This is a genomic window from Bacillus cereus group sp. MG20, from assembly GCF_040459885.1.
GTDB lineage: Bacteria > Bacillota > Bacilli > Bacillales > Bacillaceae_G > Bacillus_A > Bacillus_A cereus.
Window position 1 is genome coordinate 4,805,013 of sequence record NZ_JARVHF010000001.1, and the last position, 15,889, is coordinate 4,820,901.

Here is a 15,889-nt window from a genome sequence, read left to right on the forward strand (position 1 = left end):
GCCTCCTAAAAAAAGGTTATATAAATCGTATCATTCATTAATATTTTTTTCAACCTACCGTTAGGTAAAAAAAGTGGCCTGTTTTTTACAAAGTCATTTAAAAAGTTTAAGAGTTAAGGAATTGCTTTAGAAATATATTTCTAAAATATTGTGTTCACTTTACACATAAATATTGAGAAAATTTCACTTACCCTAAATGGAAAGGTAATAGAAGTGTCCATAGAGAATTACTCGTAGATTCAATTTTTATCCCCCCATTTTGTGGGGAATGATTGCCTAGTGGTAATGGGATAAGGTTGAGCTACTTTATTAGGGGGAGTGGTTCTATGTTTAATCAAAAAATGGTGGCAATGGCAATGACTGTACCATTAGTAATGGGGACGATTTCTACGGTTTCGGCATTGGAAAAACAACAGCAAGTAAAGTTAGAAGCTTATTCGCCACAGAAAAAAGCAACTGAATATTTAAAAGAAAATGCTGCGCAGTATGGATTGAAAACAGACCTTTCAGACTTGCAATATATTTCTACAACAGAAACGTCAGTAGCTTCATATGTTAGGTTCCAACAAGTTGTTAATGGTGCACCTGTATTTTCAAAACAAATTACAGTTACGCTTAACGGAGAGGGAAAGGGAGTACTCGCTGTTTCTGATTATCAGCCTGTTACAGGTGTGAAGGAAGTAACGACAAAAATTAGTGAAAAAGATGCAATACAAAAATCAATGGCGTATGTTGGAGAAGCAAATGAGCAAAATTTATGGGCTCCTACAGATAAAGAGTTCGGATATATTGTTGAAGAAGGAATTGCTCGTCCAGTATATAAAGTTGTAGTCCATTCTAATAATCCATTTGGTGCATGGGAAACATTTATTGATGCAGAAAATGGAAAGTTAATTAAAAAGGTTGATATAAACCGAAAAGCTGAAGGGTCAGGAAAAGTATTTTTACCTAACCCAGTCGTATCTAGCGGTAGTAAAGTAGGCTTAAAAGATAATAACGATGCAGATTCAACAGCTCTAACGAATCAACTGAAAACTGTTACGTTAAAAGGTTTAGATGGAACAGGATTTTTAATTGGAGAATATGTAACGATTTCTTCAAAAGCGAAAACAAAATCTACGAATTTACAATTTAACTATACACGCGCAAATGATAGCTTTGAAGATGTTATGTCGTACTATCATATCGACACATTGCAACGGTACATTCAAAGTCTAGGTTTTAAAAATATTAATAACCGTTCGATAAAAGTGAATGTTAATGGTACAACTGATGATAACTCATTCTATTCTCCATCAACAAAAGCTTTAACTTTCGGTACTGGTGGTGTTGATGATGCAGAAGATGCTGGTATTATCGCACATGAATATGGGCATTCGATTCAAGATAACCAAGTTCCTGGCTTTGGTAGTTCAGCAGAAGGTGGAGCGATGGGAGAAGGATTTGGCGACTTCTTAGGTGCTACATATGAAGATGCAGTATCGACTACTGGATATGGTAAAGCATGTGTTGGAGAATGGGATGCGACAGCTTATTCTAGTTCAGATCCAACATGCTTACGCCGATTAGATACGAATAAAGTATATCCGAAAGATATAACGAATGAAGTGCATGATGATGGTGAAATTTGGGCTCAAGGTCAATACGAAATGGCACAAGCTTTTGGCCGTGATGTAGCAACAAAAATCATTTTACAATCACACTGGTCATTAACACCAAACTCTAAATTCAGTGATGGAGCGAAAGCGATTAAGCAAGCGGATGCTCTTTTATATGGCGGACAACATGCTGCTGATATCGATCGCATTTGGGCAGCGAGAGGCATTAGTACGAATTAATATAAAAAGTCGTGGCATTTATAAGCCACGACTTTTTAATTTGCTTACGAACTGGTACTAGTAAATAAAGCTATATCAATGATAGTGTGAATATATCCGTATCCCATTTACTTTTTAGCTTCTTTAAAAACAAAATGCTCTTTAAATTTTCTAGATTCAACTTTTTGACCATTTCGCATCGATCGGAATGGGTGCTCTTGCCATGTAATAATAACATCAACTTCATCTGTTTTTGTAGCAACAGGTAAATTAGTGTGTTCAAATCCAGTTTTTCCACTTGCTAAACGACTTTTCTTTAGGGAAAAGAGTTCATATTTCGTTTTCTTATTTGGTTCGTTGCGGAATACTTCGACGTTTACGTTATATACCTCACTATTCCCAACATTCTTTACTGAAAAATGATATGTTTGAAATTCATCTTTTTTAGCTTGAAGCATATTCTTGTTTGTTTTTTTCGGTTTATCAATATTCACTTGCCATTGATCAGAGTTTTGAGAGATTGGTAAAGATTTTGGTGAATAGGCGTATGTTTCGTTTACTACAATTAGGCAAAACAATAGGAGAAAGAAACTAATTGCTTTTTGCATATACACACCTCGCTATAAAATTTTTTATTAATATGCGTAAATGAATTGGGTTTTATGTAAAAAATGGAAAAATGTTAGAGGTGTAATTTCGAATTCGATACATAAGAATATGTATTACAAAATTAACTTTTCACACTTTAGAAGAATTTAGGAGTTAGAAAATCAGAATATTTCAAAAAAGGCTTGCATTTTATAAAGTAAGGAGTTAGAATACTCTGTAAATATAAAAAGTGATGATCAGGAAAAGTACATGGTGCAAAGGTCTACAGAGAGCAGCCGGTTGCTGGGAAGGTTGCGATACCGCATGATGGAAAGACACCTGTGAGCGTTGCTTTGAACGTGATTATTAGTAAAAGCAAACGGTACCTACCGTTATCAGGGCTAAGATGGTCAGTATGATAATTTGGGTGGTACCGCGGAAAAAAATCCGTCCCTATTTATAGGGGCGGATTTTTGTATTCTTTGAAAGGGGGTGAGTGACCGTGGATGATGACGATGACAACAATAACGTAAATAAATATAAAATTACTGGAGGGAAAAATAATGGATTCAATAATGAAGCGTTCACTCACAAAAGAATGTACAAAGCAAAGTGGAAAGGTTGTATTACTTCAAGGATGGGTAAAAAAAATTCGGCACCTTGGAAATGTTAGTTTTTTATTATTACGGGACAGAACAGGAGTAATTCAATGTGTATTAGAAAATGAATTGGCCGGATATAAAGTTGATGTAGAAAGTGTTGTCCATGTAATCGGTGAGATAGTCGAGACGTCGAAAACGGAATTGGGTGTTGAAGTACTTGCTCATGAAGTGAAAGTAATAAACGGTGCAGAGCCACTTCCATTTGAAATAAATAAAAAGAAGTTACAAGTTGGCTTAGATCAACTACTTAATGAGCGGGTAATATCATTAAGGCATGAGCGAACTGCAGCGATTTTTAAAGTGAAATCTACACTCGTTCAGAGCTTTAGTGAATTTCTAATAGAGAACGATTTCACACGTATATTTACTCCGAAAATTGTTTCACAAGGGGCAGAAGGAGGAGCAAATGTTTTTAAGCTTCCATACTTCCAAAAAGAAGCTTATTTAGCACAATCACCACAGTTCTACAAACAAATGATGGTAGCGGGTGGACTAGAACGAGTTTTTGAAATTGCACCTGTATATAGAGCGGAACATCATAACTCTTCCCGTCATTTGAATGAATATATCTCGTTAGACGTAGAACTTGGATTTATTCATGATTTTTATGAAGTGATGCAACTAGAAACGGATGTTTTACGATATATATTTCAACAAGTAGCGAAAAAATGTGAAATAGAACTACAACTATTACAAATAGAAGTACCTGTTATTACTGAAATACCTAAAATTACATTGTTAGAAGCACAAGAAATTTTGAAAAGTAAGTATCGTAAAGAATCTCCTGTAGGGGATTTAGATACAGAAGGTGAAAAGTTACTAGGGAAATATGTAAAGGAAACATATAATAGTGAATTTGTTTTCATTACACATTATCCGAAAGAAGCGAGACCGATGTATACGATGCAAAATAAAGAGAATCCAGCTATTACTGATTCATTCGACTTATTATATAAAGGGTTAGAAATAACGTCAGGGGCACAGCGAATTCATAATTATGAAATGTTACTCGCTTCGTTTAAAGAAAAAGGATTACACCCAGAGAAATTTCAATCTTATTTAAATACATTCCGATACGGTTGTCCCCCGCATGGAGGTTTCGGAATTGGGTTAGAAAGGATTGTATATAAACTATTAGAATTAACAAATGTACGAGAGGCGAGTGCTTTTCCGAGAGATTGTACTCGTCTTATACCGTAAAAAGAATCTTCGCGATTATCGCGAAGATTCTTTTTTTATAGTTCGTTTGAAAAGGTGAAAATATAGACTCTTTCTTTTTATAATAAGCTTAGTAAAAGTCAGTTGAAATATGAACCATTTCGACAAAAAAATAATATACCCCTTGACAGTTACAAATATAACAGATATACTTCATATTAATTTCAAAAGAAAATATATTCTAAATATTAAAATGTGTTGAATAGGAGTAGTAAGGTCATGTATTTGTACAGAGAGCTATGGGTTGGTGCGACATAGTCAAATGACATCCTGAACTCGCCTAGGAGCAGTAAGGTGGAACGGAATCACATTCTTAGTAAATCTTAACGGTTAACCTTCGATATTAGGTTTGTAATCAAACGATTACTACTAAGGTGGATTCATAATGGAATCAATAAGGGTGGTACCGCGTTAAGTAAATGGCTTAGCGTCTCTTTATATAGAGATGCTAGGCCATTTTTTTATTATATGGAAGAAGAAATGGAGGGTTTATTTGGATAGGTCTATAAAATTTATTTATTTATATAAAAAGATTTAATTAGGAGGAAAATGAGATGAAACAGACGGAGCAATGGACTTCGAAATTAGGTTTTATAATGGCAGCAGCTGGATCAGCAATTGGACTTGGTGCGATATGGAAGTTTCCTTATATCGCTGGGAAGAGTGGGGGAGGAGCGTTCTTTTTAATCTTTATATTATTTACTGTTTTAATTGGACTACCGCTACTTATAGCTGAATTTATGATTGGACGCAGTACGCAGAAACAAGCAGTTGGAGCATTTAAAAGCATCGCACCAAATACAGGATGGCACTGGATCGGACGCCTTGGCGTTGGAACGTGTTTTATACTACTTTCGTTTTATAGTGTTGTAGGTGGATGGGTATTAATTTATTTATTCAGAGGAATAACTGGACAACTGATTACTCCAGGACAAAATTACGGTGCGTTATTTACTGAAACAATTGGGAATCCCACTTGGGCTATTATGGGACATTTCGCTTTTATGTTCATTACGATATGGATTGTATCAAAAGGTGTACAAAATGGAATTGAAAAAGCAAGTAAATATATGTTACCAGCATTGTTCGTTTTATTTGTCGCTCTTATTATTCGTTCGTTAACACTTGATGATGCAATGAAAGGTGTGAAGTTTTTCTTACAACCAGATTTCTCAAAGATTACTTCGGAAAGTATTTTGTTCGCAATGGGGCAATCATTCTTTGCGATTAGTATCGGGATTTCAATTATGGTTACCTATAGTTCCTATTTAAATAAAAAAGAAAGTTTACCAAAATCAGCAATAACAATTGTTGGGTTGAATTTATTTGTTTCTTTATTTGCGGGTCTTGCTATTTTTCCAGCCGTATTTTCATTAGGAATGGAACCAACAGAAGGACCTGGATTACTATTTATCGTATTACCATCTGTATTTAGTCAAATTCCATTCGGTGGATTTTTCTTAACAGTATTTCTTGCACTATTTACATTTGCGACATTAACATCGGCATTTTCTCTACTAGAGACAGTTGTTTCAGCGTTTGCAAATGGTGAACAAGAAAGAAGAACGAAATTATCATGGATGATTGGTTTCGGTATTTTCTTAGTAGGTATACCATCAGCATTATCATTTGGAGTATGGAGTGATATTACGATTTTCGGAAAGAATATTTTTGATGCAGTAGACTTCTTATCTAGTAATATATTAATGCCACTTGGAGCACTATTTATAAGTATTTTCGTTTCATTCAAAATGGAAAAGAAGGTGCTTGAAGCAGAGTTTTTTGTAGGTGGAAATTATGGGAAGAAAGTATTTATTTGTTGGGCATTCTTACTTCGATTTGTAGCACCACTCGCAATAATCATCGTCTTTTTAAATGTAATAGGGATTATTTAAAATAAAATGTTATAATATTCAGTAAAAAAAGGCGCTGTTTTTTATGACGAATTTGATAGAATCAGGGAAATACATGAACATTAGAGGGAAAAAGCTATACGTTGAAACGCATGGAAATCCTAAAAATAAGCCGGTCTTATACTTGCATGGTGGACCGGGAGAAAGTTGCTATGATTTTTCATTTCATCAAGCGGAACGTTTAAAAGATTCTCTATATGTAATTATGATAGATCAAAGAGGTGTTTGTCGTTCAGAAGTAATTTCAGAAGAAGAACCTTTTGGACTAATTGATTTAGTTGAAGACGCTGAGGAACTAAGAAAAGCATTACAAATTGAAAAGTGGTCTGTAATTGGACATTCTTTCGGTGGCTATTTAGCATTGTTATATGCGTCGATATATCCAAGTTCAATAGAGAAAATAATATTTGAAGGGCCAACTTTCGACTTTGCATTAACAAGTAGAGCTTTGTTGCAAAAGACAGGGCATTTATTAAAAAAGCATGGAAAAGAAGAAGTAGCAAAAGAGTGCTTTGCTTATTCATCTAGCAATGCTAGTTCAAAAGAGTTGTTAGAAGCTTATATAAGACTAAGCAATGAATTAGAAGAAAAAAGAATGGAGATTTACAATAATAAGGAAGATAGGACAGATGAGAGTTTATACAGTGATGAAGAGTGGGAAGTATTTTCAAATCGCTCTCAAATTCATTTTGATAGATTAAAATTAGAGGGCTCATGTCATACGTCATTATTATATAAAATAAAAGAAGTACAGAATCAAATGTTATTAATTGTAGGAAAACATGATGTAGTAACGTGTGAAGAACAAATTAAAACATGTAATAAAGATGCCCGAAACGGCAAGTATATCGTATTTGAAGAGAGCGGTCATTCACCTCATTATGAGGAAGCAGATAGGTTTGCAGAAACAGTCATATATTTTTTGAAATGAAGAAAAGGGTGCTTCTATAAATGAGGGGCACCCTTTCTATATTTCTGGATATGTGATTGTGATGTTAGGCCACTTACTTTGCCAATTCTTTTTTATAACTCTGTTTTTGTACATATGTAATCGTTCTTTCGATTCAAGAAAATGAGCTGTTGGTCTCACTTGTAGTGAAAGTACATCTTCGATTCCGCATGGAGATGCTAATATAATATTGTTTTGGTCATCTAATGTAACTCCTAATGCCGTTGCTGTTTCAGGAAATTTAGAAATAGCATCAACAGAAGAAGAATATGGCGGCATGTTATTCATTACATGCATACGAGCTTGATTTTTTATTGACCAAGGGATAGTGGCATCCATATTCATTAGTTTCGTTTCTAATAACTTTTCATATGTTTCGTCTTTATGTAGACAATCGTAATAAATAACATCTACATCAGGCGTATCTGTTCTTATTTCGTAGTCGTGTAAAGTATCCCAAATTTTAGAACGAACAAAGCCGGCACAAACCCACCAATCAGGTAGCTCTAGTGATTTTGCCATTTGTAATACAGTCATCATCCATTCGTCGTTTTCTATTAAGCGAATGATATCTTGTTCTGTTTGTATAGTCATTTGTTATCTCACCTGCTTTTTTTAGAGTGTGGATTTAATTCATAAGCTTTATAATCCATGTGATCCAGTAAGCACCTGGTATGAATAACAGTTGAGCTAGTAATGTACCAAAAAGTCTAGAAATCATTAGCCAAGCATACATTTTACTCATTGCTTCAGCACCTTCTTCTGATTGAAGAGCTCGCTCTGTTAAAAGAGCAATACGTGGATCTAGTAGCACTGTTAATAAAATAGTAGCAAAGCCATTAATAAGACCAGAAGCTGTAGTGGCTTTTGTTGCGAAAGCTGGAATTAAAAAAGAAGCATATAGTGCGGAAAGAACCCCCGCTGTATAAATTGCAGTAGCGAACATGTTAATAAGCATTATACGCTTTGGAATACCGCCGATACGCAATCTATGAATCATTTCTAACTTTGGAAAGCGGACATATTTTTTTGTGTACTTTAATTTTTGAATGTTATTCGTTTTCATCATTCGAATGAAAGAACCGTCTGTTTCAAAGTTTTGAATGACATATCCAAATAGTTTTGTCAAAGTTGGATACAGTATAATCGCAAGCAATGTACCGATAGAAGCAGATAATAGTACAAGACGTATAATATGCTCTAAATCAATAGAAGGATCTAGTTTTGCTTCGTCAACAATCCCGCCAAGTAAAAAGGCTTGTAGTAAGTTTGATGTTCTTGAAATGAGTAATACGATTCCTACGACGGATAATGCGACAGCAATCTTCTTTAAACGAACCCCGGCTAATCGAATACTATAAGAGCTTGTTTCAACTGCGTGGATCACAATTGTGAAGGCCATTATAAAAATTAACGTAATTGACATTTGTTTCACCAGTTTCTATTAAAATAATTGTAACTTTTTTACTGTATCATATCTATCGTATTTTGTAACTGAAAGTATGTGACATATGGAAATTGATTTTTCGAAAAAATAGATAATGATAGTATAATAGGGAGAAGTGGAAGAGATGTTAGCAGTTATTTATACAGCAAATTAAGTGGAGGAATGAAACATGTATAAAACATTTCTATTTGATTTAGATGGAACTTTAACGGATCCGAAAGAAGGGATTGTAAACTCGGTTTTATATGCATTAAAAAAAGTAGGAATTGAAGAAGTACATGTAAGTGAGTTAGATTCATTTATAGGTCCTCCTATTCAGCAATCATTCATAGAGAGATATAATATGAGTGAAGGAGAGCTTGAACGTGCTGTTTTTTATTTCCGTGAGTATTTAAAGCAGCGTGGATTGTTTGAAAATAATGTATATGAGGGGATTCTGAAGCTCTTGCAACAATTAAAAAGTTCAGGGAATCGCATATTTGTAGCAACTTCAAAGCCCACTGTATTTGCGAAACAAGTTATAGAGCATTTTCAATTGACGAATTATTTCGAAGATATCATTGGAAGTAATTTAGATGGTACAAGAATAAAAAAAGATGAAATAATTGCTCATATTTTACAAACAAATGAAGAACTAAATAAAGAAGAAATGATAATGATCGGTGATAGAAAGCACGATATAATAGGTGCGAATCAGAATGGAATTGCTTCAATTGGTGTTTTATATGGCTATGGCTGTGAGAAAGAACTGACTGAAGTTAGTGCGACTTACATAGTGAAAGATGTTGAAGAACTGTATCATTTTTGTGTAGAAAAAAGTTTAATAAATTAGTAAATATAGATGCTAGCAATCCCTTTATAACGTATGATGAGGAATTGGTTTCTGTTTAAAGGGATTTTTCATATGTAATCGAATATTTATAATTAGACATTTTTAGCATGAAAAAATTGTATGAATAAGAGGAGGGATGTCAGAATTAAAAGATTAGTAGAAGTTTATCAATAAATTTTAGGATATTCTGTTTAATGGAGGGGTAAAATTGGAGTTAGTTATTATATTATTAGCACTAAGTTTACTTATGTTCGTAGCATACAGAGGCTTTTCTGTTATTCTATTCGCACCGATATTTGCATTATTTGCAGTATTTTTGACAGAACCTAGTTATGTATTACCTTTCTTTTCTAATATCTTTATGGAGAAAATGGTTGGATTTATAAAGTTATATTTTCCGGTGTTTTTATTAGGAGCAATATTTGGAAAAGTAGTGGAAATGTCAGGAATTGCGGATTCTATTGCAAAAACGATTATTGAGTTAGTCGGTGAAAAACGTACTATATTAGCGATTGTATTAATGGGGGCTATTTTAACGTATAGTGGTGTTAGTGTGTATGTAGTAGTGTTTGCTGTTTATCCGTTCGCAGCTAAGTTGTTTCGACAAGCTAATATTCCAAAACGTTTAATCCCTGGAACGATTGTTCTTGGAGCAGTAACGTTTACAATGGATGCACTACCTGGATCACCACAAATTCAAAATGTAATACCTACAACATTTTTTAAAACGGATATTTATGCTGCACCGATACTTGGGATTGTAGGAGCAATTTTTGTTCTTACATTAGGTTTACTATATTTAGAGAGTAGACGTAAGAAGGCAAAAGCGGCAGGTGAAGGATATTTTGGTTTTAATGACGGAAATACTGAAATGGCAGCATCTTTGCAATTAGAACAAAAAAATATGCCATTAATTAATAACATTGAAATCACAAGAGCACAACAACTTATTGCATTTATACCACTTATTTTAGTAGGTGTAATGAATAAAGTGTTTACTATTATGATACCGAAGTGGTATCCAAGCGGTTTTGATTTTTCTGCAATTGGTATGAAAGCATTTGGAAAAGTAGAATTAAGTGCAGTAGTAGGAATTTGGTCTGTAGAATTGGCACTTATTATAGGGATCTTAACAACGTTATTATTATATTGGAAGCGAGTAGTAACAGGTTTCCAAGCTGGATTGAATACAAGTATTGGTGGAGCGCTACTTGCAACGATGAATACAGGAGCTGAGTTTGGATTCGGTGGTGTCATTGCAGCACTTCCAGGCTTCGCAATTATGAGAGATGGTATCTCTGCTACTTTCACAAATCCGTTAGTGAATGGTGCAGTAACGACGAATATTTTAGCTGGAATTACAGGCTCTGCATCAGGAGGTATGGGAATAGTATTAAGCGCAATGGGAGATAAATTTATTGCAGCGGCCAATCAATTTGATATTCCATTAGAAGTTATGCACCGTATCGTATCAATGGCATCAGGAGGAATGGATACACTACCGCATAACGGGGCTATTATTACTATTCTTACAGTAACAGGATTAACACATAAACAGTCCTATAAAGATATATTTGCTATCACAATTTTGAAAACGGTTGCTGTATTTTTAGTTATCGCGTTCTATACTTTAACAGGACTCTATTAAACATTCGAATCGTAAAGATTCATCAAATCGATAATTTATATCATAAAATATTAATTAGGATAAGAAGGGGTGGAGTACTTGCAAGAAGTTTCTGAGTTTCGTATGCCAAAGTCGGTATTATATGGAAGGAATTCACTTGAAAAACTGGGGGAACAATCAAAAAAGTTAGGGAAAAGAGCTTTTATAGTTACTGATACAATTATGGAGAAATTAGGATATGTTGAAAAGTGTATACAACAACTAAATAAGAAAAGTATTACTGTTAGTACATATAATAAAGTAGATGCTGAGCCTACAAATATACACGTGTTGGAAGCGTTATCTCTTTGTAAAGAGGAAAAGTGTGATTTTATTATCGGTATTGGTGGTGGAAGTTGTATTGATGCTGCGAAAGCAGTAGCGGTTTTATATACAAATGGTGGAGAAGTTGAGGATTATGTCCAAAAGGATATTGAAATAGAAAACAATCCACTACCACTTATTGCAATTCCAACAACTTCTGGTACTGGATCGGAAGTTACAAGTGTAGCAGTAATAACGAATAAAAAAACAGATGTAAAAATGATGATGAAGCATCCTAGTTTTATACCGAAAGTAGCAATTATAGATCCAGTTTTGACAAGTTCATTACCACCACAAATTACGGCAGCAACAGGAATAGATGCATTATGTCATGCGATTGAAGCGTATATTTCTAAAGTTTCACAACCACTTACAGATGTACTTGCTCTTTCAGCTATTGAAAGTATTATGAAATATTTACGTATAGCATATGAAGATGGACGTAATATGGAGGCAAGAGAAGCGATGATGATTGCTTCCTTACAAGCTGGAATTGCATTTTCTAATGCATCAGTTACATTAGTTCATGGAATGTCAAGGCCAGTGGGAGCATTATTTCATGTACCGCATGGAATATCAAATGCCATACTATTACCTACAGTGTTAGAGTTTACAAAAACAAGTGCAATGAAAAGGTTAGCAAAAATTGGACGTAGTTTAAATAAGGATTTGTATTCGAATTCTGATGAGGAAGTAGCAGACTACACGCTTGGTGAAATAAAAAAACTTTGCTTTGATCTTCGTATTCCAAATTTAAAAGAATACGGAATCGATGAAATTGAATTTGAAAATGCTATTTCTAAAATGGCATCAGATGCAATTGAAAGTGGTAGCCCAGCTAATAACCCACGTGTTCCATCATATGATGAAATCAAAGAGCTGTATCGAGAGTGTTTTAATTATAAGTATAAAGAATTTATAAAAACATCAGATTGTTAATTTCAGAATATTCTATAAAAATTTCCTTGGAAATGAAAGTAGAATTATTCTTTATTATTTCCATATTTCCGTTAAAACAGGACTTTATATTCCAAACTTAAAGTCTTGTTTTATTATGTATAATATACATAATAAACTATTGTTATTAGTTTTATAAAAATAGTTTAGGTAGGTGTTTGTATGAAAACGATAGGTCTTATAGGTGGTATGAGTTGGGAATCAACTTCTGAATATTATCGAATTATTAATGAAGAAATAAAAGAGAGATTAGGAGGGCTACATTCAGCAAAATGTTTGATTAATAGTGTGGACTTTGAAGAGATTGAAAGATTCCATTCTAGAGGAGATTGGGATGGAGCAGGTGAAGTTTTAGCGAATGCGGCGTATTCATTACAGAAGGGAGGAGCAGACTTTATAATCATTTGTACAAATACAATGCATAAGGTAGTTGGAAAAATAAAGGAGAAAATTGATATTCCAGTCTTACATATTGCTGATGCAACTGCAAAAGCAATTAAAAGAAAAGACATTCAAAAGGTTGGTCTGCTTGGAACTAAATATACAATGGAGCAAGATTTCTATAAGTCACGTATTGAAGAGCATGATATAAAAGTAATAGTACCATCAGGAACAAATAGAGAAAAAGTAAACGAAGTAATATATACAGAATTATGTTTAGGAAAAATAGTATTTCAATCTAGAGAGTATTATAAAAGGGTTATAGAAGAATTAGTACAAGAAGGAGCACAAGGAATTATATTAGGTTGTACGGAAATAGGTTTATTAATAAAGCAAGAAAACGTATCAGTCCCGATATTTGATACGACTTATATACATGCAATTGAAGCAGTCAAGGTAGCTTTAGATAAATAGATTATAATTATATTATGTAAACTTAATTCATATATCTGGAAAACATTCAGAAAATATTTTATAATGTAAGTGGTTACATTTAAGGGTGAATGCGTATGTTTTCAGTTTAACCAATCGCATTTGTACATAATGAAAGAAAGGAAATAAAAGATGATGAGTGGGGAGAAGTAAGATCCCGTATAACTTTAACTGAAATGTATGCAGAAGAAAGTATACAAGGGATTGAAGATTTTTCCCATATTGAAGTTGTTTTTTATTTTCATAAAGTAACTGACGAGCAAATTCAGTATTTTGCTAGACATCCTAGAAATAATAAAGATTATCCTGAAGTAGGTATTTTTGCACAGCGCGGAAAAAATCGCCCGAATCGCATAGGTGTAACAATTGTAAAGGTGATCAAAAGAGAAGGTAAATCAATTATTGTTGAGGGATTAGATGCTATTAATGGTACTCCTATATTGGATATAAAACCAATAATGAAAGAGTTTATGCCGAAAGAAGAAATACACCAGCCTAAATGGGCAACGGATATAATGAGACAGTATTGGAAGGGGAATGGAGTAAAATGAGAATATATGAGGCAACAATTGCAGATTTAGATGGACTAGCATCAGTTTTTAATAACTATCGCATGTTTTATAGGCAGGATTCTGATTTAGAAGGTGCAAAAGTATTTTTACGAAATCGAATTGAGAAAAAAGAGTCCGTTATTTTCGTAGCAGTTGAAGACGGCGAATATATTGGGTTCACACAACTATATCCATCATTTTCTTCCATTTCAATGAAAGAATTATGGATTTTAAATGATTTATTTGTACAAGCGGCGAAGCGTGGAGCCGGAACAGGTAAAAAATTATTAGAAGCTGCTAAAGGATACGCATTAGAGAATGGAGCAAAAGGTGTAAAATTGCAAACAGAGATTGATAATTTATCAGCACAACGATTATATGCTGAAAATGGTTATTTGAGAGATAATCGTTATTTCCATTACGAATTAACGTTTTAAAAAATTAAGTTGAAAGAGACATTTTCAAGAAAAAGAATTTCTTTGTAATGAGAAATTCTTTTTTATTTTTGCCTAAATTAAACATAATGAAAACGATATTTATTTATTGTTAAACGATAAACAATATGATAAAATTATGTTATCATTAAAAAAATGAGGTATTGTAAATGAATCTTAAACGAAGTTCAACAACGTTCTTAAAAGTAATTATTTTTCTTGTTGGAATTGCAGTACTTGCTTTATGCATATTTTTAGTGCCGGAAATGGCGAATTTCGCAGCGAATTTGTATCCTAATATTACTCTGATAAAATATCTTGTTTTCATTGTGATGTATGGAGCAGCTGTGCCTTTTTACGTTGCTCTTTATCAGGCTTTCAATCTTTTACAGTACATTGATGAGAACACAGCGTTCTCGGAGTTATCTGTAAAGGCGTTAAAGAATATAAAGCGCTGTGCAGTTACAATCAGTGGTTTGTATGTATTAGGTTTACCACTTTTTCATTTTATAGCGAAAAAAATGGACCCTCCTATTGGGTTAGTGGGACTTATTATCGTTTTTGCTTCGCTCGTTATCACTGTTTTTGCTGCTATTCTTCAACGCCTTCTACAAGAAGCAATTAACATAAAATCAGAAAATGATTTGACGGTCTGAGGTGGCGGATATGACAATTATTATTAATATTGACGTCATGTTAGCAAAACGAAAGATGAGTGTAACGGAGCTTTCGGAGAAGGTTGGAATTACGATGGCGAATCTTTCTATTTTGAAAAATGGGAAAGCAAAAGCGGTTCGTTTTTCAACATTAGAAGCGATATGTAAAGCTTTGGAGTGTCAGCCAGGGGATATTTTGGAGTATAAAAACGATGAGAATACTCAATAAAAAAAGATAACAAATGTAAATAATAGAAGTCAATAAAGAAGGGATAGCCACTAAGCTATTCCTTCTTTACGTTAATTGCTGTTACTAATAAAAAATAAAATTTGAATTGCAATGTTTGCGTATCAAAAGGGAACTTGCTACCTTTTGAGGTGATCCGTTTTATGGAAGACAATTATTTTCCAAAAAGGCTATTTTAACTATGTTTTAAATTATTTTGAGTGAATCAAAATCTTCATTTGTATTATAGTTGATTTAAAACCCAGTTTGTTGCATCTTCAAAGTTATCTGCAATGTAGTTTGGTTCAATATGTGCCCATTTGTCTCGGTACGTATGCAAAGCATCATACCCAGCGCCTGTTCGGACTAGAATTGTTGTCGCATTTACTTTTGCTCCTGCAACAATATCAGTCCAGCGATCACCAACTACAGCACATTGTGTTAAATCAAGCCCATGTTTTTTTGCTGCTTTAAGCAGCATGCCTGTACTTGGTTTACGGCATTCACAATCATCACCGTGTTTATGAGGACATACATAAATATCATCAAAACCGAAGCCTTCTAATTCTTGTACAAAATCGGCTACAGTTGCTATTCCATCTGCGATACCAGGTTGATTTGTGAAAGAGAAAATTTTTATATTTTTAGCTTTTAGTTTTTGCAAGGATGTTTTTGTGAATGGAAATAATGTAAAAGATCCTGGATAATGTATTGTAGTGTCACCACCAATTGTACCGTCACGATCAATGAAAATTGCTTTAATGTTTGTCATAGTT

The 15,889-nt window shown here is 33.7% G+C and carries 16 protein-coding genes and 2 other annotated features; of the genes, 12 read left to right on the forward strand and 4 right to left on the reverse strand.

Annotation, left to right across the window (positions count from 1 at the left end):
• Positions 1-326: 326 nt before the first annotated feature.
• Positions 327-1,838, forward strand: a complete 1,512-nt coding sequence (locus tag QCI81_RS24740; RefSeq protein ID WP_353810905.1) for a M36 family metallopeptidase — start codon at positions 327-329, stop codon at positions 1,836-1,838.
• A 107-nt stretch (positions 1,839-1,945) separates the two neighbouring features.
• On the opposite strand, the gene QCI81_RS24745 is transcribed toward QCI81_RS24740, so the two are convergent.
• Positions 1,946-2,425: a hypothetical protein gene (locus QCI81_RS24745; protein ID WP_098852778.1), complete on the reverse strand. Its 480-nt coding sequence runs from the start codon at positions 2,423-2,425 to the stop codon at positions 1,946-1,948.
• A 224-nt stretch (positions 2,426-2,649) separates the two neighbouring features.
• Positions 2,650-2,863: a binding site (T-box leader), on the forward strand.
• A 105-nt stretch (positions 2,864-2,968) separates the two neighbouring features.
• Between QCI81_RS24745 and aspS the strand changes: the two genes are divergently transcribed.
• From aspS to QCI81_RS24760, 3 genes are all read left to right on the forward strand, one after another.
• A complete protein-coding gene (gene aspS, locus QCI81_RS24750) occupies positions 2,969-4,267 on the forward strand; it encodes an aspartate--tRNA(Asn) ligase (RefSeq protein WP_000377342.1) in 1,299 nt (432 codons plus the stop codon).
• Positions 4,268-4,474: 207 nt separating this feature from the next.
• Positions 4,475-4,723, forward strand: a binding site (T-box leader).
• Between the two features lie 116 nt (positions 4,724-4,839).
• On the forward strand, positions 4,840-6,180 hold the full coding sequence (locus QCI81_RS24755) for a sodium-dependent transporter (RefSeq protein WP_071730083.1): 1,341 nt from the start codon (positions 4,840-4,842) through the stop codon (positions 6,178-6,180).
• Between the two features lie 73 nt (positions 6,181-6,253).
• Positions 6,254-7,129: an alpha/beta fold hydrolase gene (locus tag QCI81_RS24760; RefSeq protein WP_353810945.1), complete on the forward strand. Its 876-nt coding sequence runs from the start codon at positions 6,254-6,256 to the stop codon at positions 7,127-7,129.
• Positions 7,130-7,165: 36 nt separating this feature from the next.
• Here QCI81_RS24760 and QCI81_RS24765 read toward each other — a convergent pair whose 3' ends face one another.
• Both QCI81_RS24765 and QCI81_RS24770 read right to left on the reverse strand, forming a co-directional pair.
• Positions 7,166-7,741 (reverse strand): nucleotidyltransferase family protein, encoded by a 576-nt coding sequence (locus QCI81_RS24765; RefSeq protein WP_071730085.1) that lies wholly within the window; start codon positions 7,739-7,741, stop codon positions 7,166-7,168.
• A 34-nt stretch (positions 7,742-7,775) separates the two neighbouring features.
• The gene (locus QCI81_RS24770; protein WP_000028911.1) at positions 7,776-8,573 is read right to left on the reverse strand and encodes a lipid II flippase Amj family protein; all 798 of its coding nucleotides are present in this window, start codon (positions 8,571-8,573) and stop codon (positions 7,776-7,778) included.
• A gap of 190 nt (positions 8,574-8,763) precedes the next feature.
• On the opposite strand from QCI81_RS24770, the gene QCI81_RS24775 reads away from it, so the two are divergent.
• The 8 genes from QCI81_RS24775 (at position 8,764) to QCI81_RS24810 (ending at position 15,116) form a co-directional block, all read left to right on the forward strand.
• Positions 8,764-9,426, forward strand: a complete 663-nt coding sequence (locus tag QCI81_RS24775) for an HAD family hydrolase (protein ID WP_000278491.1) — start codon at positions 8,764-8,766, stop codon at positions 9,424-9,426.
• Positions 9,427-9,634: 208 nt separating this feature from the next.
• The gene (locus QCI81_RS24780; RefSeq protein WP_000424326.1) at positions 9,635-11,074 is read left to right on the forward strand and encodes a GntP family permease; all 1,440 of its coding nucleotides are present in this window, start codon (positions 9,635-9,637) and stop codon (positions 11,072-11,074) included.
• A gap of 78 nt (positions 11,075-11,152) precedes the next feature.
• Positions 11,153-12,355, forward strand: coding sequence for an iron-containing alcohol dehydrogenase (locus QCI81_RS24785; protein WP_071730087.1), 1,203 nt, complete (start codon positions 11,153-11,155; stop codon positions 12,353-12,355).
• A gap of 180 nt (positions 12,356-12,535) precedes the next feature.
• Positions 12,536-13,228 (forward strand): aspartate/glutamate racemase family protein, encoded by a 693-nt coding sequence (locus QCI81_RS24790; RefSeq protein WP_071730089.1) that lies wholly within the window; start codon positions 12,536-12,538, stop codon positions 13,226-13,228.
• A gap of 113 nt (positions 13,229-13,341) precedes the next feature.
• Entirely contained in the window at positions 13,342-13,797 is a 456-nt protein-coding gene (locus QCI81_RS24795; RefSeq protein WP_257206299.1) for an SAM-dependent methyltransferase, read from the forward strand.
• The gene (locus tag QCI81_RS24800; protein WP_071730091.1) at positions 13,794-14,234 is read left to right on the forward strand and encodes a GNAT family N-acetyltransferase; all 441 of its coding nucleotides are present in this window, start codon (positions 13,794-13,796) and stop codon (positions 14,232-14,234) included. The genes QCI81_RS24795 and QCI81_RS24800 overlap by 4 nt, the downstream gene beginning before the upstream one ends.
• Positions 14,235-14,401: 167 nt before the next feature.
• A complete protein-coding gene (locus QCI81_RS24805) occupies positions 14,402-14,887 on the forward strand; it encodes a DUF2975 domain-containing protein (protein WP_071730092.1) in 486 nt (161 codons plus the stop codon).
• Positions 14,888-14,897: 10 nt separating this feature from the next.
• The gene (locus QCI81_RS24810) at positions 14,898-15,116 is read left to right on the forward strand and encodes a helix-turn-helix domain-containing protein (protein WP_000152534.1); all 219 of its coding nucleotides are present in this window, start codon (positions 14,898-14,900) and stop codon (positions 15,114-15,116) included.
• 241 nt (positions 15,117-15,357) lie between these two features.
• Here QCI81_RS24810 and QCI81_RS24815 read toward each other — a convergent pair whose 3' ends face one another.
• Positions 15,358-15,885 (reverse strand): HAD-IIIA family hydrolase, encoded by a 528-nt coding sequence (locus tag QCI81_RS24815; protein WP_049107737.1) that lies wholly within the window; start codon positions 15,883-15,885, stop codon positions 15,358-15,360.
• Positions 15,886-15,889: the final 4 nt, after the last annotated feature.